Below are 25523 nucleotides of genomic sequence, written 5' to 3'. Positions count from 1 at the left end.
ATCCCACTATGGCATCCATTGCGATCGAGGTCACCCGCCTTGCCCTCAGATGCGTGTCGGCCTTTTCTCCGGAGACCGCGGGACGGCTGGCGTTCCGGCTGTTCAGCGTCACGCCCTCGCGCAAGCCGTCGAACGCCAAGGAAAAGGCAGCGCTCACGGCGGCGGAACCCGTCATGGCCGGCGCTCATCGAGTTACGCTTTCATATGCCGGCGGCTGGGTGGTGGCAAAGCGCTTTCGCGCGCCGAGCGACGGCGCGGCAAAGCGCGTGCTCCTCGTTCATGGCTGGGGATCGCGCAGCGACTATCTGGCGGCGATGATAAAGGGCCTTCTGGCAGGAGGCGCCGAAGTCATCGCGCTTGACTGGCCGGGACACGGCGCCTCACCCGGGCGAACGCTGACGATGCCGGCGGCGGTGCGCGCGATCGACGCCGCCTGGCGGCACTTTGACGGGTTCGATGTTGCCGTGGGTCATTCCTTTGGCGGTGCCAGTCTCGCCTGCGCTGCGGGCGGCCTGGTCTGCGACGTGCCGTCCCGTATCGCCGGAAGCATGGTGCTGATCGGTGCGCCGAGCGAGATGACTTGGCTTTTCAAAGGTTTCGGAAAGCTTCTTCGTCTTTCTCACAAGGCCCAGGCAGCGCTCGAAGGCATGGTCGTGCAGCTGTCCGGGCGGCGAATCGAGGACTTCGATGCAGCCCGTATTCTCGGCGTGCTCACCGTGCCGGTGCTGGTGATCCATGCGGAAGACGACAAGGAGGTTTCTGCCGACCATGCGCGCCGCTATGCTGCGGCTGGAGCGAATGTCGAACTCCATTGGGCCAACGGTCTTGGCCACCGCCGCATCGTTTCGGCGCCGCCCGTGATCGAGCGGATCAATGCCTTTATTCATGCGGAAGAGAGAAGGGCTGCAGCCTAGCAATTTTTTGCGGGTGCCGTCATGACGGCGTCATGCTATCCGTCGAAGGATCCTGATTTCTGGGAGAACGGCATGACGATCATTCGCTCGGTCGAGGAACTGAACACGCTCTATGGGGCAGCCGGAGAGGCGTCGCTGGTCAAGGTGACAAGCAAGCTGACGCCGGATTATGCGCGGATGATCGAGGCTTCTCCATTTGCCGCGCTTGCCACTGTTGGTCCCGAGGGGCTCGATTGTTCGCCGCGCGGAGACGACGGCAATGTCGTCAGGATAGTAGACGAGAAGACCGTGATTTTGCCGGACTGGCGCGGCAACAATCGAGTCGATTCGCTCGCCAACATCGTCCGCGACCCGCGCGTCGCGCTGATGTTCCTCGTTCCCGGCTCGAACACGACCATGCGGATCAACGGCACGGCCGTCGTCAGCGTCGATCCGGACCTAATCAAATCCTTCGAGGTCGACGGCAAGCATCCGCGTAGCGTCATCGTGGTTACCATCGGCGAGGTCTATTTCCAATGCGCCCGTGCATTGATCCGCTCGCAACTCTGGAACCCCGAGCGCTTCATCGATCCACGGTCGCTGCCGACGCCGGGGGCGCTGCTGAAGGCTGCCAAGGCCGATTTCGATCGGGAAACCTACGATCGCGAATGGCCGGAGCGTGCCGCCAAGACAATGTGGTAACCGCTGCTCAACTTCGAATGAAACGAGGCAACGTGCTGATAACGTGCAGGTCTTTCGCGGCGCCGGCGGTGATTATATCAATGTCACGCTCGCTTGACCGGGCGCTTGTCTTCGCCGCGATGCTGCTCTTGGCTGTCCCGGCTCAAGCGGACGAACTCAGTCTTGCGCGAAAGGTAAAGCTGCTCATCGACGCCTATCCGCAAACCCTTGTCGGGAGCGAGGGTGGATCAATCCTCTTTGGCGACGGCGAACCGGCCTTGCCGATCGATGACGGCACGGCCAAGGACCACGCGCGGAAACTCGCGTCCGGCGATATCGAGGACAGCCTGTCGCAAATCTATCCGGCGGGACCCTGCGAAACCCGCCCAACGGTCAATTTCGATCCGGGCCGCATTCGCAGCGAGGCCCTGATGAAGCGCCTTTACGGCGGATCGGCGCGCGAGGTGGAGGCGTCGCTGGTGGAGATCGACTGGTTCGGGGTTAAGTTGCCGGTGACGAAGAGGCAGGGCGTCGCGCAGGCGCTGGAGAAGGTTCGTGACGCGCTGAAAACAATGCCCGACCTGAAGATCTTTCTGACGCCTTCCGCCGGTACCTTCAACTGGCGCAAGGTTGCCGGCGCCTCGAACCTGTCCGTGCACAGCTTTGGTGCGGCGATCGATCTCAATAGCCGCTACGCCGACTACTGGATCTGGGCGGGCGGCAAGCCGGGCCGGGTGCAGCGACGCGACAACAAATTTCCGATGACGATCGTCGATGCATTCGAGCGCAACGGCTTCATCTGGGGCGGGCGCTGGTATCACTACGACACGATGCATTTCGAATACCGGCCCGAACTCCTGGCCATCGCCAAAGCGGCAGGTGCAACCGCCTGCCGCCAAACATCTTCAAACGCGAATTCGGTCAGTCGCGGACGATGACCCTGGTGCCGATCGTCACATTGGCGTACAGGTGCTCGACGTCCTCATTGGCCATGCGGATGCAGCCGGAGGACATCGCCTTGCCGATCGAGGACGGCTGGTTGGTGCCGTGGATGCGATAGATGGTCGAGCCGAGATACATCGCACGTGCGCCCAGCGGGTTTTCGATACCGCCCTTCATGCTGACGGGCAGGATGTGGCCTTTTCTGGCTTCGCGGGCGCGCATCTGTGCCGGCGGGTTCCAGGTCGGCCATTCGGCCTTGCGGCTCACCGTATTGGTGCCCGTCCAGATGAACCCCTCGCGACCGACGCTAACGCCGTATTGCATGGCGATGCCATTGCCGAGCACGTGGTAGAGGCGGCGGTCGGAATTGTCGACGATGATGGTGCCGGGCGCGACGTTTTCGCCGAAGGCAACCAGTTCACGCGGGATCGGCGATCGGTTGATGTTCTTCGTCGCGGTCTTTGCCTTTGTCTGCTTGCCCTGCGACAGAATCTGCAACCAGCCGGTCTTTTCGGCCGAGGACTGGAGCGAGGCGACTTCGAAGGATCCGCTCGCGCCGGCTGCCTGTGCAGAGGGGGCAAGAAGGGCGGTAGCGATCAGGGCTGCTATGATGGTTTTCATGTCGGTATCTCCCGGTTTGTGCGGGAGATTTTTCCGGTTTCCTCCGGCTGGCTCCCTTGTATGGAGCCTTTCTAGGCAATCACCGGGTGAGCGGCTGTTTCCTGGGGAACGCAAGAAGAGGACGGCGAAAGCGCCACTTGGGCACCTTCAGATTTGCTATTTGCGATAGATCAGCCAGCTCTTGCCGGTGTCTTTCTTCATGCCCTCTTCAAACAGCATGGATCGGTTGCGGCCGGCATTCTTGGCGCAGTAGAGCGCGATGTCGGCCTTGTTGTAGAGGTCGACCGGATCGTCGGCCTGCGTTGCCTGGCAGACGCCGACGGAGAGCGTGATCGGGCCGTAATTGACGCCGGTCTTGGAGTTCTTGAAGGGGGTCGTTGCAAGCGCGGTGCGGATGCGCTCGGCCACCTGCAGGCTTTCCTCGAGCGTGTTGTCGTTGAGAATAATGGCGAATTCCTCGCCGCCGGTGCGGGCGACGAAGACGTCTCGGCGAAGATTGGCGCGGATGACCGTGCCGACCGTCGCCAGAATCTTGTCTCCGACCGGATGGCCGTAGCTGTCGTTGATCTTCTTGAAATGATCGATATCGGCGACAAGAAGGCTCGTTTGCGAGCGGAGTTGCTCGGAATTGTAGATGGCGGCGAGCTTCTCGTCGAAGGCCCGGCGGTTGGCAAGGCGCGTCAGCGAATCGGTGTTGGCGATGCGCTTGTACTCATCCAGTTCCTGCCGGATGACCTCCATCTCGAAGGATTTCAGCGAGACGTTTTCGGCGCGTTCCTTGCCCTGGTAAATCGTGTCGGCCGTCGCTTCGGTCAGGATGCTGACGGCCTGTCGCAGGATTTCGGCACTGGCGTTGCTCCTGCCCGTTATGTTCTTATAGGTTTCGTCCAGCAGCCGATTGTAGTTTTCAAGCGCGTCCTGTTCCTCCCGCAGAAGCCTGAGAAGATCGCCCAGTTCGCTTGCCAGGTGCGTATGCGCCCGGTCGATGCCGGCGGCGTGGTGCACATGGGCGAAGTAGCGTGCGCCGATCTCGTCCAGTTCTTCCTGGTTGGCGCGGCTGCCGAGTGCTGCCAGTTCCTTGGTCAGCTTCGGATTGGAGCCGATATAGGCTTCGTAATAGAGCTCGTAGTTTCGCGGAAGGGGGGCAATTCCCATGATGCGCATCGCATAGGTCACCTGCGCGGCGATGTCCGGTATCTGCGCCTTGCTCAAAGCCGCCTGCATCACGGGCTCCTGTCTTATTGCTACCGCCTGCAAGTTTTAGGGGTAAAAGATTTTGGAAGGCTTAACATTTGGCAAAATCAGTCGGTAAGATTGAACGCATATGTGGCCCGCGGCCAACCGATATCTCGCCGCCTCAGATTGCTGACAAACCTCAAAACATCCGCGACGTCACCCTCGGCCTTGTGCCGAGGATCTGCCCGCTAAGCTGTTGAGTATGATAGCCCTCAAGCTCATTCACGCACTTGGATGCTCGGGACAGGCCGGAGCACGACGGAAGCGGGATATGGCCGACTTTGTCGCCTGTCAGGCAGCGATGTCTCGCTGCCTGACAGTATGTTGCTGAACAGCTTCCGGCGACGGCCTCAGGAAGGGCTGATCATCGTTTCGGGGCGGACGATGGCGTCGAATTCCGCGTCGGTGACATAGCCACCGCCGACGGCTTCCTCGCGCAGCGTCGTGCCGTTCTTGTGGGCGGTCTTGGCGATCTTGGCGGCATTGTCATAGCCGATCTTCGGGGCAAGGGCGGTCACCAGCATCAGCGAGCGATCCAGCGCCGCCTTGATGTTGGCCTCGCGGGCCTCGATGCCGACGACGCAATTGTCGGTGAACGACACGGCGGCATCGGCCAGCAGCTGCACCGACTGCAGGAAATTATAGGCCATCAGCGGATTGTAGACGTTGAGCTCGAAATGGCCCTGGCTGCCGGCAAAGGTCAGAGCCGCATTGTTGCCGAACACCTGCACGCAGACCTGTGTCAGCGCCTCGCACTGGGTCGGGTTGACCTTGCCCGGCATGATCGACGAGCCGGGTTCGTTTTCCGGCAGCGACAGTTCGCCGAGGCCGGAGCGGGGGCCGGAACCAAGCAGGCGGATGTCGTTGGCGATCTTGAACAAGGCGGCGGCAGCAGCGTTGATCGCGCCATGGCTGAACACCATCGAATCATGGGCGGCCAGCGCCTCGAACTTGTTCGGCGCGGTGACGAAGCCGATGCCGGTGATCTTGGCGATTTCGGCGGCGACCTTCTCGGCAAAGCCGATCGGCGCGTTGAGGCCGGTCCCGACGGCGGTGCCGCCCTGCGCCAGTTCGCAAAGGCCGGGCAGGGTCATTTCGATCCGCTTGATCGAGGAGGCGACCTGGGCCGCGTAACCGGAGAACTCCTGGCCAAGCGTGAGAGGCGTGGCGTCCTGCGTATGCGTGCGGCCGATCTTGATGATGTGATCGAAGGCCTTCACCTTCGCTTCGAGCGCCGCATGCAGATGCTTCAGGGCCGGCAACAGGTCGTGAACGACGCGCTCGGCGCAGGCGATATGCATGGCCGTCGGATAGGTGTCGTTCGACGACTGGCTCATGTTGACGTGGTCGTTCGGATGAACCGGCCTCTTCGAGCCCATGACGCCGCCGAGCATTTCGATCGCCCGGTTGGAGATCACTTCATTGGCGTTCATGTTCGACTGGGTGCCGGAGCCGGTCTGCCAGACGACGAGCGGGAAATGATCGTTGAGCTTGCCATCGATGACCTCCTGGGCCGCCTCGATGATAGCGTTGCCGATCGTCGGGTCGAGGCCCTGCAGTTCCATGTTGGCGCGGGCGGCGGCCTGCTTGACGATGCCGAGTGCGCGAACGATCGACAGCGGCTGTCTTTCCCAGCCTATCTTGAAGTTGCCGAGCGAACGTTGCGCTTGCGCGCCCCAATAGCGGTCGCTGGCGACTTCGATCGGGCCGAACGTATCTGTTTCCGTGCGCGTTGATGTCATGGTAATCCCTGCTTTCGTCATGCGGTCTCGAGACCGGAGGTGATGGGCCGTCGTCCGGCGGCCTTCTGAAGCTGTGATGCGGTTCTCTCTGGCCCAGGTGCGCGGTGCTTGTAAAGAGGTTGCGAGGGGCCGGCGCATGCTACAATCGTTTAAAATGCGGCCCTTTGCCCGAGCCACGCGTCTTGGGGTTGGCGGGCCGAGCCACGGCGGCGATGTGCCTTTTCAGACACATGTGCACGGATAGTTTCGTCGCGCTTGTCTGCAATTTTCCCGAGCTGTCGCAACCTTTTCAAGGTGCGGAAAAATAATTGAAGGAATTCAAATTTTTGGCGGTGCTCATCCGTCTTTTTGACCGAGATCTTTTGCGGACCACGAAGGGCCGCGACGGTCTCGAAAGGCGTGGCGTTTCCTTTTCATTCACCATCCTTTCTTATAAGTACCCAAGCTCGGTGACATGAAGGGCATCGGGCGCGGACCGCTGATGGCGGCAATGCGATACGGGGACGTGTGAGCCAATGAAATTGATGAAAACTGCAGCGATCGTGACACTCCTGGCCGGGTGCGCGTTCACCTCTTTCGGAGTACAGGGCGCAGAGGCGTATACCTTGATGGATCTCTTCCGCAGGAAGAGGCAGCCCGTGGAAGAGATGCAGGTGTGGCCGCGCTACGGCGGCATGCAGGAAACCCGCCCGGCGGAAAAGCCCGTTGCCCTGCCGCGCGTGACCTCGCCCCGTTACTATACCTACAAGGCCGAAGCGCTGCGGCGGATCGATACGGCAAAGCTCCTCGATCCGGTCGTGACCGGTTCCGTGGGCAGTGACGTGCAGCCGGCACAGGGCGCGTCGCTTGCTGATTTCCGCCGGTTTCTGCCCGATGTGACCGCCTATGCGCCGTCGGACGTGGCCAAGGCCGTCGAGGCGTTCTACGCAGGCCGGGAAGGATTTGTCTGGATTGACGCGAATGGCCCGAACGCAGCGGCAAAGGCTGCGCTCGCTGTCCTCGGTGATGCGGCCAGCGTCGGGCTTGATCCGCAGGATTACGCGGTTGCCGTGCCGTCCGATACGTTCGACAGCGCCGACACGACGGCGCGTGAGAAGTCGCTGGTGGATTTTGAGATCCGCCTGTCGGCTGCGACGTTGACCTATGTGCAGGACACCGTTCGAGGGCGCATCGATCCGAACAAGATTTCCGGCTACCACGACTTCAAGCGCAAGAGCGTCAATCTGAAGGGCAAGTTCGAGAACATTGCCCGCAGCCATGATGTTGCGGCCTACCTCAATTCCCAGACGCCATCCGGTCCGGAATTCCTGGCCCTGAAGCGGGAACTGCAAACGCTTAACGCAAAGGCGGGCGATGCGCCACGGATCGCGATTGCGCCAGGCACGCTGCTGAAGCCGGGAATCAGCAATCCCGAACTGGCCAACATCATCGCTGGCATCCGGCAAAAGGGTTCCGACGCGCTGAAGGTCGAGCACGCGCTCACACTTTCCGCCTATCAAGGAACGCCGGACTATACGCCGGAGTTGGTCGCACTGGTCGAAGGGTTCCAGAAGGAAAACGGCTTGAAGCCGGACGGCGTCGTCGGCAAGGCGTCGATCCGCATCCTGACCGGTGGCGATACGACCCAGAGCAAGATCGAGAAGGTGCGCATTGCCATGGAGCAGGCGCGCTGGCTGCCGGCCGACCTCGGCAGCCGCTACGTCTTCATCAACCAGCCCGCCTTCATGGTCTATTACCACGACCAGGGTGCCGAACAGTTCTCAATGCGCGTGGTTGTCGGTTCGAAGGCGAACCAGACCTATTTCTTCGAGGACGAGATCCAGACGGTGGAGTTCAATCCCTATTGGGGCGTGCCGCAGTCGATCATCATCAACGAGATGCTGCCGAAGCTCAGGAGCGACCCCGGCTATCTCGACCGCCTCGGCTACCAGGTGGAAGTGGGCGGCCGTGCCGTCTCGTCATATGACGTGAACTGGAACGGTTCGACCAACGGCGTTGCCGTGCGCCAGCCGCCCAGCAGCGACAATGCACTCGGCGAATTGAAGATTCTCTTCCCGAACAGCCACGCGATCTACATGCACGATACGCCGTCGAAGAGCTTCTTCAAGAAGGACCAGCGCGCGCTCAGCCATGGCTGTGTGCGTCTTGCCGATCCGCGCCGGATGGCCGCCGCCGTGCTCGGCACGACGGTCGACGACGTGGCCGCGCAGATCGCCGACGGTCGCAACAAGGGCGTTCAGGTGCCGCAGCGGATTCCGGTCTATGTCGCCTATTTTACCGCCTGGCCGAACAAGGACGGCGCGGTCGAATATTTCGACGATGTCTATGAGCGCGACATGTATATGGGGCGTGCGTTTGAAGCGACGCGGCTTGCGCGACGCGCCGAAGGCTGAGAGCGGAAGATCGATGACGCGGGAAAGGCGGCGAGAAGGCCGCCTTTTTCATGCCTGCGCGATCAAACGCTCGATCAGCTCCGGTGTCAGTTCGTTGAAATGGCGAATGACGAGATCGGGCGCCAGGCTTTCGACCGGCACATCGGAGTAGCCGAAGGGCACGCCGATCGAGCGGACGGATGCGTTGCGGGCAACGAGGATGTCGTTCAGGCTATCGCCGATCATCACCGATTTTTCCGGCGCACCGCCGGCAAGGCGGATGGTGGACAAGAGGTGTTCGGCATCCGGCTTGCGCACATGAAACGTGTCGCCGCCGGTGATTGCGGCGAAGCGAGAGGTGAGTGCGAGCCCTTCCAACAGGCTTTTCGCCAGCATTTCCAGCTTGTTGGTGCAGACGGCGAGGGTGTAGCCAGCTTCGGCGAGCCGGTCCATGGCCGCGATGACGCCGGGATAGGGGATGGACTCACCCGGCATCGAGCCGTGGTAGAAATCGACGAATTCCTTCATCTGCCAGTCGAGATCGTGGGCGCTCAGCGGCCTGCCGCGCAGGGTGAACGTGCGCTCGATCATCGCCTTGGCGCCGTGTCCGACGAGGTGGGTCAGGTCGTGATAGGTTACGGGCGCAAGGCCTGCCTGGGTAACAGCATGGTTGAGGCTTGCGACGAGATCCGGTGCGGTATCGACCAGGGTTCCATCAAGATCAAAGACGACAACAGGGGCGGACACGAAAACCTCTCACTGCGACAAGACAACTGTTCGGGTAGGGGAGCCGGCGGGAAAAAGCAATCGCCACTTTCCGATAAGCTGCGGTGGCATTTGTGTCTCGCCCGCTATTTGGGCTTTTGTTTGCCGTGGCAGCCGTGTAAACGTCTCATCGGAACAAGGGACCCGAGGCTTTTTGCCGGGTCCGTGGGATAAGATGTTGAGGAGTGCGTGGCGCATGGACGCCCGTGAAATGAAGATCAAGGCTGCTGCGGCAGCGCTCGACTATGTCGAAGACGGCATGCGGCTCGGCATCGGGACAGGCTCGACCGCGGAGGAGTTCGTTCGTCTGCTCGCCGAGAAAGTGGCGTCTGGCTTTCGCATCGAAGGCGTGCCGACGTCGGAACGGACCGCGCGGCTTTGCGTTGAACTCGGTGTGCCGCTGAAATCGCTGGACGAGCTTCCCGAACTGGATCTGACAATCGACGGCGCCGACGAGGTGGACGGCAGGTTGCGCCTCATCAAGGGCGGCGGCGGCGCGCTGCTGCGGGAAAAGATCGTTGCCTGCGCGTCCTCCAGGATGATCGTGATCGCCGACGAGACGAAGGTGGTCGACACGCTGGGCGCCTTCAAGCTGCCGATCGAAGTGAATGTCTTCGGACTTGCCGCAACGCGTATTGCTGTTGAAAAGCTCGCCTCGCGGCTCGGTCTTTCCGGCGAAATCGCGGTGCGCGCCTCCGGCGATGGAACTTTCATGACCGATGGCGGACATTTGATTCTCGATGCATCTTTTGGCCGTATTCCTGATGCAGATGCGCTGGCACACGAACTCAATGCTATTCCGGGCGTGGTCGAACACGGGCTTTTCATCGGCATCGCATCGCTTGCCATCATTGCCGGTGCGGCAGGGGCGAGGGTGATGACGGCTTAGCCTGTCTCTTCGCGCGCCAGGCGATGTTGGCAGAATTTCCGGTCGCGGCGCAAACAGGCCCGGCAGAGTGTTACAACAACGTTGCCGTCCCAAGGCGGGGCTGGGACCCGATGGTGGCGGCGGCTTTGAAATTGGATTATGCGGGGTTCGCAGGTGCAGGAGCGCACGCGGCCCGGCATCTAACTGACAGGAGCGTTTCAGATATGATCAATCTCGCAGGTCTCGGCCGCACAATGGCTGCAACTGCCATCATTCTTTCCGCCGTCATGGTTCCTGCCTTGCGGGCGCAGGATGTGACGGATGAGCAGGTCAAGGCTGCGCGCGCCGCGATCGAGGCGGTCGGCGCCACCAACGGTTTTGACAATATCCTGCCGAATCTGGCCGAACGCCTGAAGACGACCTTGATCCAGTCTTCGCCGAACCATCAGGAACTGATCACCAAGACCGTCGATGAAAAGGCGCTCGAGCTTGCCGTGCGCCGCGCTGATCTGGAACGCGAGGCAGCGACGATCTATGCCAAGACCTTTACCGTCGAGCAGCTGAATGCGATCACGGCATTCTATACGTCGGATGCCGGCAAGAAGCTCCTGAAGGATGGCCCGATCGCGTCCCGCGAAATGATGAAGGCTGCCGACATCTGGGCGGCGGGCATTTCTCGCGACCTCAATGCGGCTGCAACCAAGGAGCTTGACGCTACCCTGACGGCTGGACAGCAGCCGTTGCCGGGCGCCGAGAAGCCTGCTCAATAAGCAGCCTGCCGGTTGCGGCGCAAAGTTCACGTCGAATTGCAAAGCCCGGATCATTCCGGGCTTTTCATTTGATATCGCTCGACCCTATATCAGCGTCACATGGCGGGAATCGCTGCGATGGCGCCGTGTGGTCATCCGACCGCACCTCGCAGACGATCCGCTTCCTCGCTCACGACCCGTCCGGGAGTTTTTCAGCATGACGTCTTTCGACTATGACCTTTTCGTGATTGGCGGCGGCTCCGGTGGGGTGCGCGCCGGCCGCCTCGCAGCTGGCATGGGCAAGAAGGTCGCCATTGCCGAGGAATTCCGCTATGGCGGCACCTGCGTCATTCGCGGCTGCGTGCCGAAGAAGCTCTATGTCTATGCGTCGCAGTTTGCCGAGCATTTCGAAGATGCGGAGGGGTTCGGCTGGAGCGTTGGTGAGCGCGCATTCGACTGGAAGAAGCTCGTCGCCGCCAAGGAGAAGGAAATCACGCGGCTGGAAGGCCTGTATCAGAAGGGGCTCGCCAATGCCGGCGCGGAAATCCTCAACACGCGGGCGGAACTGACCGGGCAAAACAGCATCCGGCTCGTCGCCACCGGAAAGACCGTGACGGCGGAGCGTATCGTCATCGCTGTCGGCGGCCATCCGACGCCGCATGAGGCGCTGCCCGGCCATGAGCTGTGCATCACCTCGAACCAGGCCTTCGATCTGCCGGAACTGCCGAAATCGATCGTCATTGCCGGCGGTGGCTATATCGCGGTCGAATTCGCCAACATCTTCCATGGCCTCGGCGTCGAGACGACGCTGATCTATCGCGGCAAGGAAATCCTGTCGCGTTTCGACCAGGATATGCGGCGCGGCCTGCATGCCGCGATGGAACAGAAGGGCATCCGCATCCTGTGCGAGGACCTGTTGCAGTCCATCGCCAGGACCGCCGACGGCCGGCTGGCCGCCGAAACGATGAAGCACGGGACGTTGACTGTGGATCAGGTGATGCTGGCGCTCGGCCGCGTGCCGAACACCAGGGGGCTCGGCCTCGAGGCGGCGGGGATTGCGATCAACGAGCGCGGCGCGATCGTCGTCGATGCGTTTTCCCGCACCAGCGCGCCGGGCATCTATGCGCTCGGCGATGTCACGGACCGCGTTCAGCTGACGCCGGTCGCCATCCACGAGGCCATGTGCTTCATCGAAACGGAATACAAGCACAACCCGGTCTCGCCGGACCACGACCTGATCGCCACCGCCGTCTTCTCGCAGCCTGAAATCGGCACCGTCGGGCTCTCGGAGGAGGATGCGGCGAAGAAATACGACGAACTTGAAGTCTACCGCGCGGAATTCCGGCCGATGAAGGCGACCCTGTCGGGGCGCAGCGAAAAGACGATCATGAAGCTGATCGTCACCGCCGCCGATCGCAAGGTCGTTGGCGTCCACATTCTCGGCCATGAGGCGGGAGAAATGGCACAACTGCTTGGAATCACGCTGAAAGCCGGCTGCACCAAGGACGACTTCGATCGCACCATGGCCGTGCATCCGACGGCGGCGGAAGAACTGGTGACGATGTATGCGCCGAGCTACCGCGTCAAGAACGGCGAGAGGGTCGGCTAGGCCTTCACCTCGGCAATGGATGTGTTGCCGGCAAAGTGCGCGCTAAAATCCTGCGGCCCGCACTTTGCTGGAACAATCGCTTTTCAATCCCCATGTTAACGTTTATAAGCCCGCATCCGCGAAATCGGCGTTCCTCCCGCAGGGAGAAATGCGGGCGGGAATTGTTTCGCTGACAAGCGACCCAAATCCGGTTTATGGCGGCATTGTATGGGACGTTCCGGCGATGCGACGGCCGGGCGGACCTTGCGCAAGAGAACAGGTGATCGACATGGCACAGAATTGGACCCCGAACAGCTGGCGGCAGAAGCCCATCCAGCAGGTGCCGGACTATCCGGATTTGGCAGCGCTGAGCGCGACCGAAGCGCAGCTTGCGACCTATCCGCCACTGGTCTTTGCGGGGGAAGCGCGCCGCCTGAAAAGCGCACTTGCCAATGTTTCGGAAGGCCGCGGCTTCCTGCTGCAGGGCGGCGATTGCGCCGAGAGCTTCGCCGAACACGGCGCCGATACGATCCGCGACTTCTTCCGCGCGTTCCTGCAGATGGCTGTCGTGCTGACCTTCGGCGCGCAGCAGCCGGTCGTCAAGGTCGGCCGCATCGCCGGCCAGTTCGCCAAGCCGCGTTCGTCGAACATCGAACGCCAGGGTGACGTCGAACTGCCGAGCTATCGCGGCGACATCATCAACGGCATCGAGTTCAACGAGAAGGCCCGTGTCCCGGACCCGGAACGCCAGGTCATGGCCTACCGGCAGTCGGCTGCGACACTCAACCTGTTGCGAGCCTTCGCGATGGGCGGCTATGCCAACCTCGAAAACGTGCACCAGTGGATGCTCGGCTTCGTCAAGGATTCACCGCAGGCCGAGCGCTACCGCAAGCTCGCGGATCGGATCTCCGAAACCATGGACTTCATGAAGGCGATCGGTATCACCTCCGAGAACCATCCGAGCCTTCGCGAAACCGATTTCTTCACCAGTCACGAGGCACTGCTGCTCGGCTACGAGCAGGCGCTGACCCGCGTCGATTCCACCTCCGGCGACTGGTACGCGACCTCCGGCCACATGATCTGGATCGGCGACCGTACGCGTCAGCCCGATCACGCGCATATCGAATACTGCCGCGGCATCAAGAACCCGCTCGGGCTCAAATGCGGTCCGTCGCTGACGGGTGACGGGTTGATCGAACTCATCGATCTGCTCAACCCGCAGAACGAAGCCGGCCGACTGACGCTGATCTGCCGCTTCGGCCACGACAAGGTTGCAGAGCATCTGCCGCGGCTGATCCGTGCCGTCGAGAAGGAAGGCCGCAAGGTCGTCTGGTCCTGCGATCCGATGCACGGCAACACGATCACGCTCAACAACTACAAGACCCGGCCGTTCGAGCGGGTTCTGTCGGAAGTCGAGAGCTTCTTCCAGATCCATCGCGCCGAAGGCACGCATCCGGGCGGCATCCATGTCGAGATGACCGGCAACGACGTGACCGAATGCACCGGCGGCGCCCGCGCGCTTTCCGGCGCCGATCTCGCCGATCGCTACCACACGCATTGCGACCCGCGTCTCAATGCCGACCAGGCACTTGAACTGGCCTTTCTTCTTGCCGAGCGCATGAAGGGTGGCCGCGACGAGAAGCGGATGGTCGTCAACGGCTGATCTACTGCATGTTTCCTTAAATCGTTGCCGATTTAAGGACCAAACCATGCAGCAATTCAAAGTGCTACAGCGACCTTTGCGCGTCTGATAAGACGCGCGGCGCTGTAGGCTGATCAGCGCCGCTGATCATTGGCTGAATCTATTGAAATTGACAGAACCGGGCCCGCTCAAGATGCTGGCCCGGTTTTTTCATGCCCGCAAGACGGGCCAATAATAGTGTGAGGGATGAACATGGCGGAGGAACACAGCGGTTCGTGCAATTGCGGCGCGGTCCGTTTTCGCACGCGGGGGGAGCTGCGGGAGGTGATCGGCTGCCATTGCTCGCAGTGTCGCAAGCAGACCGGGCTCTATTATGCGGCCACCAACGTTCTCGACAGCGAACTGGACATCGAAGGGGCGGGCAATATCACCTGGTATCACTCGAGCCCGCAGGCGCAGCGCGGCTTCTGCAAAACCTGCGGTTCGGCGCTGTTCTGGAAAAGCGGTGGCCTCGACTATACCTCGATCATGGCCGGAGCCTTCGATCCCCCCACCGGTCTTTCGTTCGGCTACCACATTTTCTGCGCCGACAAGGGCGATTTCTACGAGATCGACGACGGGCTGCCGCAATACAGGCAGTCAAAGGCCTGAGGGGGTTGCGCCGGTACCCGTTGTTCCGGAGGCGTGGTTCTCAGCCTCGATCGAGCGGGCTGCTTCGCCGAAGGCCTGGTCCAGTGCGCAGAACTTGATCGACTGCCAGCGCTTGTAGTCTTCAACGAACGAAACCGTGACCCAGACCTTGTTGCGATTGTTGTTCCGGTCCTGCCAGCCCAGCGATCCAAGCGCTTCGGCACGCGTGAACAGGCGTCGGATATGCGTGCGCGACAGAGAATAGTGGGCGGACAATTCTGCAAAGCGCAGGTCTTCGACCCAATGGTAGCCGTCCTTTGGTACGGCATTGACGATCCGCGAGAAGAAATCGTCGAGAATCAAGCCGCCATATTCGGTCCAGACGAAACAGGAGATGCTGGGTGGCGGCTCCCGCCATGCCCTGTCGGCAATCAGGCGCTTGGCCGCGATCGGCTGGGCGCGGCGAAAAAGCTCCGGATTGGCCTCCAACCGAGCGACGCGCTCGCCGCCATCGAGAAGGTCAAGGCTGCGCATCTGCCCGCGAAACCACAGCATCATCGCCTCGTGGCTGATCTCCGTCGGCTCCAGGGGGCGGCTGCGCTTGCTGGGCGATCCCGGTGTATCGCGGATCAGCTTGTACGCAAGCAGCTCGGCCAGAAAGGCTGTCGCCGTGTTGCGGCTGGCCGCGCCGAATTCGCCGATGATGTCGAGAAGCCGCGACGCCGTGATGCCGGAGAGGGGATCAGCCGGATTACGCTGCAAGTGCAGCGCATAGGCGGCCTGCGTGAGGAGCCATTTCTGCTGGGCGGCAACCAGGCGACCGATCCGTGGAAAATGGTGATAAAGCTCGATCATGTGGCGTGCGCCCTGCTGCAGGACGGCAAACAGGGCCGGATTCGACGCAAATGCCTCGATCTGGGCGGCGGAGCCGGTCTGCGGGCTTTCAATCTCTGATGGTGGCACACCGGTCATGACTTTGTCGAAGGTCCAATGGATGGATGTATCCGTTTAGCACGAGAAGAGCGCACGTTACGTTGCTCGTCAAACGCGTAAAGTCCCTATTTCGTTCAGGATCCGGCCGATTTGGATACTGGGGCTGCTTTTGGCGACATGCATCATGCGTTTCTCCTGAAACAAGGCGAGCAAACGACGCTGGCTTGCTCCAGCCCGCGCGTCATCGTTGAAATTCGACAGGGGGGCGGCAGAAGCAAAACCTGACGCTTTCACCTGCCGAGAGCCCCTCTTGATCCATCATCACATTGGAGGATGGTACCTGCTCCTCTTACCACCTTTGGGAGTGTCCTGCAGACCGATTGCCAAGGTTTGTGACCGGTTAAAAGCTGGCAGGATGCGCTTTTAGAAGCTTGATATGGCCGGTCCATCTTGGGCCGCAGCTACGTGGTTTGAGAAATTCGACGCGGCCGCAAGGCCGACCAGACATCCCAACATCATCCAAACCGTCCGAGAAGCACCATGAGCCACACTCGCGAGATCGCTTTCATCGACCCCGCCGTAACGGATTTCGAGACACTGATTGCCGGTCTGCGGCCAGATGTCGAGCCGGTCGTGCTTTCGCCCGACGAACCAGCGTTGGCTCAGATGGCGCGAATGCTGGAGGGGCGGGCCGATCTCGACGCGATTCACGTGATCGCCCATGGCCGGCCCGGTGAACTGAGTTTTGCGGCAGGCGCGGTGTCGTATGAGACGATCGAGGACGATGCTGCCGATCTTCCCGCCTTCGGCGCCGCTCTTGGAACGGAAAAGGCCCTGCTGGTCTGGGCATGCGAGACCGGCGCCGGGAAACGGGGCGCCGCCTTCGTCGACACTCTTGCCGCTCGGGCAGGCGTTCGCGTTCTCGCTGCAAGTGGTATCGTCGGATCGGAACTTTGCGGCGGAACCTGGTCATTGGATCGCGGTGACGGTGCCGGTGGTCCGCCGCTGTCGGCGGAAGGCATGATCGCCTATTCCGGGATCATGGCGACGTTCACGGGTACCAGCGGCACCGACAGAGCGAACGCGACGACAGGAACGCTCACCGGCTTTTCCGGCGGCACGGTCGCTCAGCTTCAGGACGCCAGCGGCGATACGTTCACTGGCGGCGGTGGCGCAGATGAAATCGTCGCCGGTAGCGGCGACGACACGATCAACCTGGGTGCCGGCCAGTTCGTTGCCGGCGAGTCGATCGACGGCGGAGGCAACAGCGCCAGCGGCACGCGCGACCAGATTGTGCTGACGGCCGGCGGCACGACCAACCTTTCGGTCGGCACGGTTACCGGCATCGAGACGCTGACGGGAAGTACGAGCAGCGATACCGTCACGATGACCGCGTCGCAATGGGCCGGATTTGCCACGATCAATCTCGGCAGCGGCTTGCTGACGACAGACGTGCTGAACGTCCGGGCGAGCGGAAACATCTCGGCGCTCACCATGCCGACAGTCGACAATGTCGAAACCGGTAACCTCACCGGTACGTCCGGCACCGATACGGTGACGCTCAGCGGCGCCCAGTTGAATGCGATCCTCATCGGCTCCGGCACGGTCAATCTCGGCTCTGGAACCGGCGATACAATCAACCTGACCTCGACATCGAGCGACCTAAATACGCTTGGCGCGACGGATGGATCGATCCAGGGCGTCGAAGCGATCTCGGCCTCAGGCGCCGCAACCGGCGTCACGATCACGCTGGGCGGCCAGAGCGAAGCGATCGCGATTACCGGTAGCGCTCAGGCCGACACGGTCACCGGCGGGTCCGGGGGCAACACGATCGTCGGCGGCGGCGGAGCCGACACCCTAAGCGGCGGGGCAGGCAACGATACGATCACCTATGACGCCTCGGATGTGTCTATCGCCGGCGGGACAAACACCGACACCCTGGTGGTCACCGGAGCGGCAGCCATCAATCTCGCGTCTGCGGACCAGAGTTCCGGCGATACCGCGAACACGACCGGCTTTGAGAACGTGAATGCAGGCGGCTCAAGCGCGGCCGTCAGCCTCACCGGCGACGGCAATGCCAACGTCCTTACCGGTGGCGGCGGAGCCGATACGATAGTCGGCGCAGCCGGCGCCGACACGCTCAACGGTGGCGCAGGCAATGACATGATCACCTATGATGGCTCGGACGTGTCGATCGCCGGCGGGGCCGACATCGATACGCTGCTGGTCAACGGTGCAGCAACGATCAACCTGTCGTCCGTCGACCAGAGTTCCGGCGATACGGCCAATACGACCGGCTTTGAGAACGTCAATGCGAGCGGATCGAGTGCGGCCGTCAGCCTGACAGGCGGCAGTGGCGCCAATGTGCTCACCGGCGGGTCCGCAAACGACACGCTTAACGGCGGCGGCGGCAATGATACGATCGATGGCGGGGCCGGAACAGGTGACACCGTGATCTTCAGCGGCGCGCGGGCGAACTATACGATCTCGCTTTCGGGGGTCACTTACACGATTGCAGACACCCGCAGCGGCTCTCCAGACGGAGCAGACACAGTCACCGGTGTCGAGAATTTCCAGTTTTCCGATGGAACGCGCACTGCAAGCCAGCTCAACCCGGCCCCAACCACTACGAACAAGATTGTCCTGGAAAACCAGAAGCAGGGCAACCCTGTCAGCGAATGGGGCATCGATGGTGATGGCGACGGCAACATCCAGGGCTTTGCAACCGAGATCAGCACGAATATCGGCCAGACGGTCAGTTTCAAGATCGCGACCGATTCGACCAACTACCGGATCGATATCTACCGGCTCGGCTATTACGGCGGCGACGGAGCCCGCAAGGTGGCCACCGTTGACGTCAATCTCGCATCCGCGCAGGTCCAGCCACATCCGATCGTCGACATGTCGCGCGGCCTGATCGACGCGGGCAACTGGGCAGTCTCGGCGAGTTGGGCTATTCCCTTCGATGCCGTCTCCGGCGTTTACATCGCCAAGCTCGTCCGCGAGGACGGGACCGTGGGCGCCAGCCACATCCCCTTCATTGTCCGGGATGACAGTGCGGCCAGCGATATCGTCTTCCAGACGTCAGACACCACCTGGCAGGCCTACAATGAATGGGGTGGGGCGAGCCTCTATTTCGGCGACGTGCCGGTCGATCCCGCCAATCTGATCGGCTATCTGCCGCCCAATTGCGGCTGCGGGGTAAACTCGATCGGCCGTGCCACCGCGGTGAGCTACAATCGTCCGTTCGTCACCAACACGAGCGTGAAGGGCGGGACGCACGACTTCATCTTCGGGGCGGAGCATTCGGCGATCCGCTGGCTCGAGCAGAACGGCTACGACGTCTCCTACATCTCCGGCGTCGATGCGACGCGAAGCGGAAGCCTGTTGCTCAATCACGAGGCTTATCTTTCGGTCGGTCATGACGAGTACTGGTCGGCCGAGCAGCGCACCAACGTCGAAGCGGCGCGCGACGCGGGCGTCGACCTTGCCTTCTGGAGCGGCAACGAAGTCTACTGGAAGGTTCGCTGGGAAACCAGCATCGACGGCAATGGTACGCCTTACCGCACCATGGTCTGCTACAAGGAAACCTGGGGCGGGACACCCGACCCAACCTCGACGGGTACCGGTACCTGGCGAGACCCGCGATTTGCCGATCCCGGTCAGGAGCCGGAAAACTCGCTCACCGGCACCATGTTCACGGTCGACAGCTACCGGCTCGACACGATCACGATCCCTTACGACTATTCCAACCTTCGGTTCTGGCGCAATACCGACGTTGACGACTTGCAACCGGGCCAGACCTTCTCTCTCGTCCAGAACCTGCTGGGATACGAGTGGGATTCCGACGTCGAGAACGGTTACCGGCCCGCCGGGCTGATCAACATGTCGCTATCGACGGTTTCGGTCGATACCTATCTGCGCGACTATGGCACGTCGATCGGGCCCGCCACCGTGAACCACAGCCTGACCATGTACCGGGCCGAGAGCGGCGCGCTCGTCTTCGGTGCGGGTACCGTCTTCTGGTCATGGGGTCTTGATTCGAACCATGAGGGCGCGGCCACGCCAACCGATCCGAACGTCCAGCAGGCGATGGTCAACATGTTCGCCGACATGGGCATTCAGCCCGGAACGCTCGACGCAAGCCTGATCCTGGCGACGCAATCGACCGACACCCTCAAGCCGACCTCGACCATCACCTCTCCGAGCGTGGGCGCGAGCTTCGTCGAAGGGCAGAAGGTCACGGTCACCGGCACCGCACAGGATACCGGCGGCGGCATCGTCGCGGGCGTCGAGGTGTCGCTTGACGGCGGCCAGAGCTGGTGGAAGGCAACCGGCCGCGAAAGCTGGAGCTACAGCTGGGTCGTGCAGGCGTCCGGAACCTACAGCATCATGTCGCGCGCCGTGGACGACAGCCTCAACCTGGGCAATCCTTCGGCGAGTAGACAGGTCACGGTCAACCTGCCTTCGACGTCGAGCCTCTGGACCCTTGCCAGCAAACCGCAGGTGGAAACCAATCTCGATCGCGACGGCGTGGAACTCGGCGTCCGCTTCCAGGCGGCGACGGACGGCGTTATCAACGGCATTCGGTTCTACAAGGGTTTCTACAATGTCGGCCAGCACGTCGTCAGCCTGTGGACATCCACCGGGACGCGGATAGCCACCGGCACGTCCTCCGGCGAATCCATAACGGGGTGGCAGACGGTAACGTTCTCGAATCCCGTGCGGATTACTCCCGGAACGACCTATGTGGCGTCCTACCATACCGGTGGATACTATTCGTCGAGCGATACCTATTTCTCGTCAAGCTACACGAACGGCCTGCTCAATGTTCAACCCGGCGGCGGCGTCTATGCGTACAGTGCCGACAACAACGGTGTATTTCCGGGTAACAGTTCCAACGCAAATTACTGGGTCGATGTCGTTTTCACGCCCGATCCCAACCAGGCACCGACGGCGGTCGCCGATTCGGGGTTCTCGGTCGGCAAGGACGGGATGCTCCCAATCTCCTTCACGGCACTTGTGGCGAACGACACGGATCCGAACAACGACCCGCTGACCGTCAGCGCGGTCGGCAATGCGACCAACGGGACCGTGGCGCTCGACACGCAGACGGGCAATGTCATCTACACGCCGAACGCCGGCTATAGTGGGCCGGCAAGCTTCACCTACACGGTTTCGGATCAGCGCGGCGGCACGTCGACCGCCAATGTGACCCTGACGGTCGAACAGGACCCGGCCGGCGTCTCGCTGTTCCAGTGGACCGAGGGGCCCACAGGGGCGGCGGTCGTCGATAACGCACCGCTGGAGCTTGGAATGAAGTTCACCGCATCCGTCGTTGGGACGATCACGGGCATACGCTTCTACAAGCCGGCGAATGCGACCGGAGCGCATACAGGCTCGCTTTGGTCGTCGACGGGCACGCTGCTCGCCACCGTCAACTTCACCAACGAGTCTACCAGCGGCTGGCAGACCGCCACCTTCTCGAATCCGGTTGCGATCACGGCGGGGACGACCTATGTCGCCTCCTACCACACGACCGGGGTCTATGCGGCCACCGCGAACTATTTCAACAGCGCGAAGGTCAACGGATCGCTGACGGCTCCTTCCTCCGCGACAAGCGGCGGAAACGGGGTCTATACCTATTCGTCTGGCACCGCATTTCCGACGAGCAGCTTCCAGGCCTCCAACTATTGGGTCGACGTCGTCTACAAGCGCTCGACTGCCAACACCGTGCCAGTCGCCAGCAACGACAACGGCTTTACAGTCTCCAACAGCAACTCGATTAACATTGCCGCAGCGACACTGCTTGCCAACGACAATGATCCCGACGGCGATCCTTTGACCATCACCGGTGTGGGCGGTGCCACAAACGGCACGGTGGCGTTCAACAACCAGACCAATTCGGTGACGTTCACGCCGACTTCGGGCTATATCGGGCCTGCAAGCTTCTCCTACAACATATCGGACGGCCGGGGCGGAACGGCATCCGCAGTCGTGAGCCTGACGGTCGGCCAATCGCAGACGACGGTGAACCTGTTCTCTCCGTCCAATGCGCCCAGCGTCACTTCCGTCAACGACCCCGAGGCCGTGGAATTGGGAGTGAAATTCGTCGCCTCGTCGGCCGGCTTAATAACCGGATTGCGCTACTACAAGAGCGCCCAGGATACCGGCACGCATACCGGCTCGTTGTGGACCAGCGGTGGCAATCTGCTTGCGTCCGCAACATTTACCAACGAGAGCGCCAGCGGCTGGCAGACCGTGACCTTCGCCCAGCCGGTGTCGATTTCCGCAGGCACGACGTACGTTGCCAGCTATCATTCCAATGGCTTCTATGGGGTGACGCCGAATTTCTTCGCCACGAGCTACACGAACGGCCCGCTGTCGGCGCCGTCCAGTGCGTCGAGCGGCGGCAACGGCGTCTATGCCTATGGCGCGGGCGGACTTTTCCCGTCTGCGACCTACAGCGCAACGAATTACTGGGTGGATGTGCTCTACGAACAGGCGACGGGAAACCTCAGCCCTGTCGCACTGGACGATTCCGGGTTCTCGACTCAAGCCAACACGGCCTTTACTGTTCAGGCGAGCACACTGCTTGCCAATGACAGTGACCCGAATGGCGATCCGATAGTCATTACCGGTGTCGGAAATGCGGTGAACGGCAGCGTTGCCTTCAACAGCCAGTCGAACACCGTCACCTTCACGCCGACGAACGGCTACACCGGTGCCGCGAGCTTTACCTACTCGGTCTCAGACGGACAGGGCGGAACCGACACGGGCCTTGTCTCGCTCAATGTCGTTCCGCAGGATGAACAGAACCTGTTCTCGTCGAGCGCCACGCCGACGACCGTGACTGAAAACGACCCGGGCGATGTCAATCTGGGCATGAAGTTCCAGGCGGATGTTGCCGGTTGGATTACCGGGTTCCGCTTCTACAAGGGCCCAAGCAACACGGGCCCGCATACCGGATATCTCTGGACGTCGACGGGCACGCTGCTCGCGAGCGCAAACTTTACGAACGAAAGCTCGAGCGGCTGGCAATCGGTCAGTCTTGCCCAGCAGGTGGCGATCCAGGCAAACACGACCTATGTCGTCTCCTACAGCACCAATGGGTTCTATTCGGCGACCGGCAACTTCTTTGGTTCACAGGTCTCGAACGGCAATCTGCACGGGCTGTCATCGGCGCTCAGCGGCGGCAACGGCGTCTATGCCTACGGCTCGGCCGGGCTGTTCCCGACGAACAGCTACAATAGCAGCAACTACTATGTCGATGTGGCGTTCAGGCCGCAGTTGGCGGCGTAGGGGCGTTTTCATGGAAAAGGCCTGACGGTCGCGTGACTGATGGAGGAACCGATGAGCAGCGAACTGTACGTCGACGGCATCGGTGAAATCACCATCACCAACTCGATCGTCAGGATCGATATGATGAGCCTTTCGGCCACCGAAAAGGACGGAGAAAACAATCCGAAACCGGTTTTCCGCCAGCGGATCATCATGCCGACCGATGTCTTCGCCAACGGCGTCGAGCTGATGCAGCAGGCATTGAACGGCCTGGTCAATGCCGGTGCCGTTCACCGGTTTTCCGACGTCGAAAAAGTACCGCGGCTTGTCCCCACCAACGGTGTAGCCGGATCCTAGCCGCGACCGTACCGATCAACATCGTTGCGTCACGAACTCCAACGCGCCGCCGTGGAAGAATTGCCGCCGGTCGCCGCCTCTGACACATCGACGACCTTTCCAACGCGGACCAGGCCTGCGGGCTGGGAAATGCCTAGCTAGGGAGCAGCCGCAATGGCGTTCGCAAACAGATCCGCGTGCGACTGGAAGAACCGGTCGGTTCCGAACCGCTTACCGAACATCATGTCGTGCTGCAGGAAGCGATAGTCGCGGATAAGGGGCGGCGTGGTCTTCTGCCGCGACCATGCGGCGGTGTCCTTGCCGGCGTCATCTATGAGCATATAGCGATCGATGACGTGATACTGGTCAAAGACGTTGCCGAGGAAACCCGTGTAATAGGGATGCTCGAAGCCGCCCTGCTTGAGGATATGATAGGACAGGAAGGCCGGGCTGATCGTGCCGATATCCTTGACCGGGCCGGTCTTGTTCGACCAGACGACCAACGGTGTCTCGTGCTGGTCCTTCATCTGCTCGAGCGAGCCCTTGCGCGAGGCCGTGACGTCGTTCATGTAGCCGGTGTTCGGGTAGACCGTGTTTAGCGGCGGCAGATGGTCGCCGAAAAGCACGATGATCGTCTCGCGGTCGCGCTTCCTCGCCCATTTCATCAGCATCTTCAGGCTGTCGTCGGCTTCCTTGATACCTTGCGCATAGGTCGCCAGGACCTGCCTGTCGGCCTCCGGAAGGTTTCCTTCGACCTTGATGGTATTCCTTGCGTAGCGGTTGGCTTCATAGGGGCCATGGCCCTGCAGCGTGACGGTGAAGAAGAAGAACGGATCGCGCAGTTGATCTGCTTGGCGGATGATCTCCTTGGTCAGCGATTCATCCGAGGCGAAGATGCCGCGCTTCTGCATCACCGGCATGTTCTCTTCGGATTTGAACTGCTCGAAGCCGAAGGCCTTGTAGACGGCGCTGCGGTTCCAGAACCATTTCTGGAACGGATGAACGGCACGCGCAACATATCCTTCGCCACGGAAGAAGGTGGCAAGCGACGGGATCGGGTTGCGGATGTACTGCTGGTAGGGAATGCTGCCATAGGGCAGGAAGGCATTCGAAAAGCCGGTCAGTGCTTCGAATTCCACATTGGCGGTCATACCGCCGAACTCCGGCGAGAACACGTTGCCGGACTGCATCTTGCGAATGGTCGGCATCGGATCGGGCGACAGCTTGACGTTCGGCAGGCGCGTCGGATCCCAGAAGGACTCGCTCATCAGCACGATGACATCCGGCTTGCCGCGATGCGTCGTTCCGGCCGGCACCGGCTTCGTCGGGATCTTGTCGATGGCATCGGCCATATAGCCGGCCGGTGCCGTGACGTTGGCCATCGGCAGGTTGAGGGCGAAAGCCATGACGAAGCCGTTGTGGCGATAGTTTTCCGTCTGGTCCCACATGATCGGAATGACCTTCAGCCGGTCACGGATCCACGAGAAATTGTTGTAGTCCATGATGTGGTAGAAGGACGCGAGCAGCGGCAGGGCCACCGCCAGCCGGGTCAGCCGCTGGCGGCGCGTCATCACCGGAAAACGCCGCCAGGCAAAATGGGAAAGCCAGATCAGGCCAGTGATCGAGACGACGAGACCGATGACGATGCCGACCGCGGTCCAGGGGCGGTCCCGCACCAGAACGGGCATCAGTTCCATGATCTGTCGGCCGAACAAGAAGTCTGTCGGATAGAGCGGGTCGGAGAGGAAAATCTGCTTCTGGCGGCTGACCAGAGCCGGGATCAGCGCCAGCGGCGCAATCAGGATGACGCTGTAGTTTTCCCGTCCGAACGCAGCATCGACTGCAAGAAAGAGGAGGAAGAAAATGCCGGCCGTCGTCCAGGCCGGGCGCATCGGATCAAGGAAGTACGATAGCGACTCGGACGCCGAATCGCGGGTGATCCATTCGATCGCGAAGATCAGCGCCATAGACAGAAGCAGAGATAGGGAAAGGCGGCCCGCGATCGACAGCGCCCTGTTGTAGCGGGCGCCGAAAGCGATTTGCGGGCCGTAGACCTCGGTGGCGGTGGCAGCGCGCACTGCCGATTCGAAACTGGCCAAGGCCTTCTCCAATTTTCATAAAACTGTCGTCTCAATGTCATACAGGCGTCATGTTGAACGGGGGATGAATGAGTGTGTTAAGGCTTGCTGGCGCAATTTTTAGGGGTTCCCTGGCGTGAAAACCGCGTGCCGACGCGCCATGTGG

17 protein-coding genes and 1 pseudogene are annotated in these 25523 nt (G+C 61.4%); 12 read left to right on the top strand and 6 right to left on the bottom strand.

Annotated features, from left to right (window positions below; translation table 11 throughout):
- The first annotated feature begins 8 nt into the window (after window positions 1–8).
- The 3 genes from JNB71_RS02410 to JNB71_RS02400 all read left to right on the top strand — a co-directional run bounded on the left by JNB71_RS02410 (window position 9) and on the right by JNB71_RS02400 (window position 2512).
- Window positions 9–914 carry an alpha/beta hydrolase gene (locus JNB71_RS02410; protein WP_220370241.1) on the top strand — a complete coding sequence of 302 codons (906 nt, stop codon included), beginning with the start codon at window positions 9–11 and terminating at the stop codon, window positions 912–914.
- Between the two features lie 72 nt (window positions 915–986).
- Window positions 987–1595, top strand: a complete 609-nt coding sequence (locus JNB71_RS02405) for a pyridoxamine 5'-phosphate oxidase family protein (protein WP_220370240.1) — start codon at window positions 987–989, stop codon at window positions 1593–1595.
- 80 nt (window positions 1596–1675) lie between these two features.
- Window positions 1676–2512 carry a M15 family metallopeptidase gene (locus JNB71_RS02400; protein ID WP_220370239.1) on the top strand — a complete coding sequence of 279 codons (837 nt, stop codon included), beginning with the start codon at window positions 1676–1678 and terminating at the stop codon, window positions 2510–2512.
- Here the strand turns inward: JNB71_RS02400 and JNB71_RS02395 are convergent.
- The 3 genes from JNB71_RS02395 to fumC form a co-directional block, all read right to left on the bottom strand.
- On the bottom strand, window positions 2496–3137 hold the full coding sequence (locus tag JNB71_RS02395) for a L,D-transpeptidase (protein ID WP_220370238.1): 642 nt from the start codon (window positions 3135–3137) through the stop codon (window positions 2496–2498). The genes JNB71_RS02400 and JNB71_RS02395 overlap by 17 nt on opposite strands.
- A gap of 156 nt (window positions 3138–3293) precedes the next feature.
- Window positions 3294–4364, bottom strand: a complete 1071-nt coding sequence (locus JNB71_RS02390; protein ID WP_431027941.1) for a GGDEF domain-containing protein — start codon at window positions 4362–4364, stop codon at window positions 3294–3296.
- Window positions 4365–4723: 359 nt separating this feature from the next.
- A complete protein-coding gene (gene fumC / locus JNB71_RS02385; protein ID WP_223215725.1) occupies window positions 4724–6136 on the bottom strand; it encodes a class II fumarate hydratase in 1413 nt (470 codons plus the stop codon).
- Window positions 6137–6630: 494 nt separating this feature from the next.
- Here fumC and JNB71_RS02380 point away from each other — a divergent pair, with 494 nt between their 5' ends.
- Complete coding sequence (locus JNB71_RS02380; RefSeq protein WP_220370235.1) at window positions 6631–8508, top strand: L,D-transpeptidase family protein; 1878 nt, start codon at window positions 6631–6633, stop codon at window positions 8506–8508.
- A 48-nt stretch (window positions 8509–8556) separates the two neighbouring features.
- Here JNB71_RS02380 and JNB71_RS02375 read toward each other — a convergent pair whose 3' ends face one another.
- Window positions 8557–9234 carry an HAD family hydrolase gene (locus JNB71_RS02375; RefSeq protein WP_220370234.1) on the bottom strand — a complete coding sequence of 226 codons (678 nt, stop codon included), beginning with the start codon at window positions 9232–9234 and terminating at the stop codon, window positions 8557–8559.
- A 214-nt stretch (window positions 9235–9448) separates the two neighbouring features.
- On the opposite strand from JNB71_RS02375, the gene rpiA reads away from it, so the two are divergent.
- From rpiA to JNB71_RS02350, 5 genes are all read left to right on the top strand, one after another.
- Window positions 9449–10141, top strand: coding sequence for a ribose-5-phosphate isomerase RpiA (rpiA, locus tag JNB71_RS02370; RefSeq protein ID WP_220370233.1), 693 nt, complete (start codon window positions 9449–9451; stop codon window positions 10139–10141).
- 203 nt (window positions 10142–10344) lie between these two features.
- On the top strand, window positions 10345–10890 hold the full coding sequence (locus JNB71_RS02365; RefSeq protein WP_220370232.1) for a DUF2059 domain-containing protein: 546 nt from the start codon (window positions 10345–10347) through the stop codon (window positions 10888–10890).
- A gap of 196 nt (window positions 10891–11086) precedes the next feature.
- Window positions 11087–12478, top strand: coding sequence for a glutathione-disulfide reductase (gene gor / locus JNB71_RS02360; RefSeq protein ID WP_220370231.1), 1392 nt, complete (start codon window positions 11087–11089; stop codon window positions 12476–12478).
- Window positions 12479–12746: 268 nt separating this feature from the next.
- Window positions 12747–14120, top strand: coding sequence for a class II 3-deoxy-7-phosphoheptulonate synthase (locus JNB71_RS02355; protein ID WP_220370230.1), 1374 nt, complete (start codon window positions 12747–12749; stop codon window positions 14118–14120).
- Between the two features lie 231 nt (window positions 14121–14351).
- On the top strand, window positions 14352–14750 hold the full coding sequence (locus tag JNB71_RS02350) for a GFA family protein (RefSeq protein WP_220370229.1): 399 nt from the start codon (window positions 14352–14354) through the stop codon (window positions 14748–14750).
- Here JNB71_RS02350 and JNB71_RS02345 read toward each other — a convergent pair.
- Window positions 14739–15701 carry a hypothetical protein gene (locus JNB71_RS02345; protein WP_220370228.1) on the bottom strand — a complete coding sequence of 321 codons (963 nt, stop codon included), beginning with the start codon at window positions 15699–15701 and terminating at the stop codon, window positions 14739–14741. The two genes, JNB71_RS02350 and JNB71_RS02345, sit on opposite strands and share 12 nt — an antisense overlap.
- A 501-nt stretch (window positions 15702–16202) precedes the next feature.
- Between JNB71_RS02345 and JNB71_RS24340 the strand changes: the two are divergent.
- From JNB71_RS24340 to JNB71_RS02335, 3 genes and pseudogenes are all read left to right on the top strand, one after another.
- Window positions 16203–17819: pseudogene (locus JNB71_RS24340) on the top strand (DUF4347 domain-containing protein); the annotation flags it as partial.
- Window positions 17820–17825: 6 nt separating this feature from the next.
- Window positions 17826–22964, top strand: coding sequence for a DUF4082 domain-containing protein (locus JNB71_RS02340; RefSeq protein ID WP_431028302.1), 5139 nt, complete (start codon window positions 17826–17828; stop codon window positions 22962–22964).
- A gap of 51 nt (window positions 22965–23015) precedes the next feature.
- Window positions 23016–23300: a hypothetical protein gene (locus JNB71_RS02335; protein WP_220370226.1), complete on the top strand. Its 285-nt coding sequence runs from the start codon at window positions 23016–23018 to the stop codon at window positions 23298–23300.
- 137 nt (window positions 23301–23437) lie between these two features.
- On the opposite strand, the gene JNB71_RS02330 is transcribed toward JNB71_RS02335, so the two are convergent.
- Window positions 23438–25378, bottom strand: a complete 1941-nt coding sequence (locus JNB71_RS02330) for an LTA synthase family protein (RefSeq protein ID WP_220370225.1) — start codon at window positions 25376–25378, stop codon at window positions 23438–23440.
- Window positions 25379–25523: the final 145 nt, after the last annotated feature.

The sequence above is a fragment of the Rhizobium herbae genome, from assembly GCF_019511375.1.
Lineage (GTDB): Bacteria > Pseudomonadota > Alphaproteobacteria > Rhizobiales > Rhizobiaceae > Pararhizobium > Pararhizobium herbae_A.
Note: the sequence above shows the minus strand (reverse complement) of the source record. Positions and strands in the feature narration are given on the sequence as shown.

What these genes read in the sequence shown, in the direction of transcription:
- JNB71_RS02410 (WP_220370241.1), top strand. Translation starts at nt 9, where the DNA reads ATGGCATCCATTGCGATCGAGGTCACCCGCCTTGCCCTCAGATGCGTG.
- JNB71_RS02405 (WP_220370240.1), top strand. Translation starts at nt 987, where the DNA reads ATGACGATCATTCGCTCGGTCGAGGAACTGAACACGCTCTATGGGGCA.
- JNB71_RS02400 (WP_220370239.1), top strand. Translation starts at nt 1,676, where the DNA reads ATGTCACGCTCGCTTGACCGGGCGCTTGTCTTCGCCGCGATGCTGCTC.
- JNB71_RS02395 (WP_220370238.1), bottom strand. Translation starts at nt 3,137, where the DNA reads ATGAAAACCATCATAGCAGCCCTGATCGCTACCGCCCTTCTTGCCCCC.
- fumC (WP_223215725.1), bottom strand. Translation starts at nt 6,136, where the DNA reads ATGACGAAAGCAGGGATTACCATGACATCAACGCGCACGGAAACAGAT.
- JNB71_RS02380 (WP_220370235.1), top strand. Translation starts at nt 6,631, where the DNA reads ATGAAATTGATGAAAACTGCAGCGATCGTGACACTCCTGGCCGGGTGC.
- rpiA (WP_220370233.1), top strand. Translation starts at nt 9,449, where the DNA reads ATGGACGCCCGTGAAATGAAGATCAAGGCTGCTGCGGCAGCGCTCGAC.
- JNB71_RS02365 (WP_220370232.1), top strand. Translation starts at nt 10,345, where the DNA reads ATGATCAATCTCGCAGGTCTCGGCCGCACAATGGCTGCAACTGCCATC.
- gor (WP_220370231.1), top strand. Translation starts at nt 11,087, where the DNA reads ATGACGTCTTTCGACTATGACCTTTTCGTGATTGGCGGCGGCTCCGGT.
- JNB71_RS02355 (WP_220370230.1), top strand. Translation starts at nt 12,747, where the DNA reads ATGGCACAGAATTGGACCCCGAACAGCTGGCGGCAGAAGCCCATCCAG.
- JNB71_RS02350 (WP_220370229.1), top strand. Translation starts at nt 14,352, where the DNA reads ATGGCGGAGGAACACAGCGGTTCGTGCAATTGCGGCGCGGTCCGTTTT.
- JNB71_RS02345 (WP_220370228.1), bottom strand. Translation starts at nt 15,701, where the DNA reads ATGACCGGTGTGCCACCATCAGAGATTGAAAGCCCGCAGACCGGCTCC.
- JNB71_RS02340 (WP_431028302.1), top strand. Translation starts at nt 17,826, where the DNA reads ATGATCACCTATGATGGCTCGGACGTGTCGATCGCCGGCGGGGCCGAC.
- JNB71_RS02335 (WP_220370226.1), top strand. Translation starts at nt 23,016, where the DNA reads ATGAGCAGCGAACTGTACGTCGACGGCATCGGTGAAATCACCATCACC.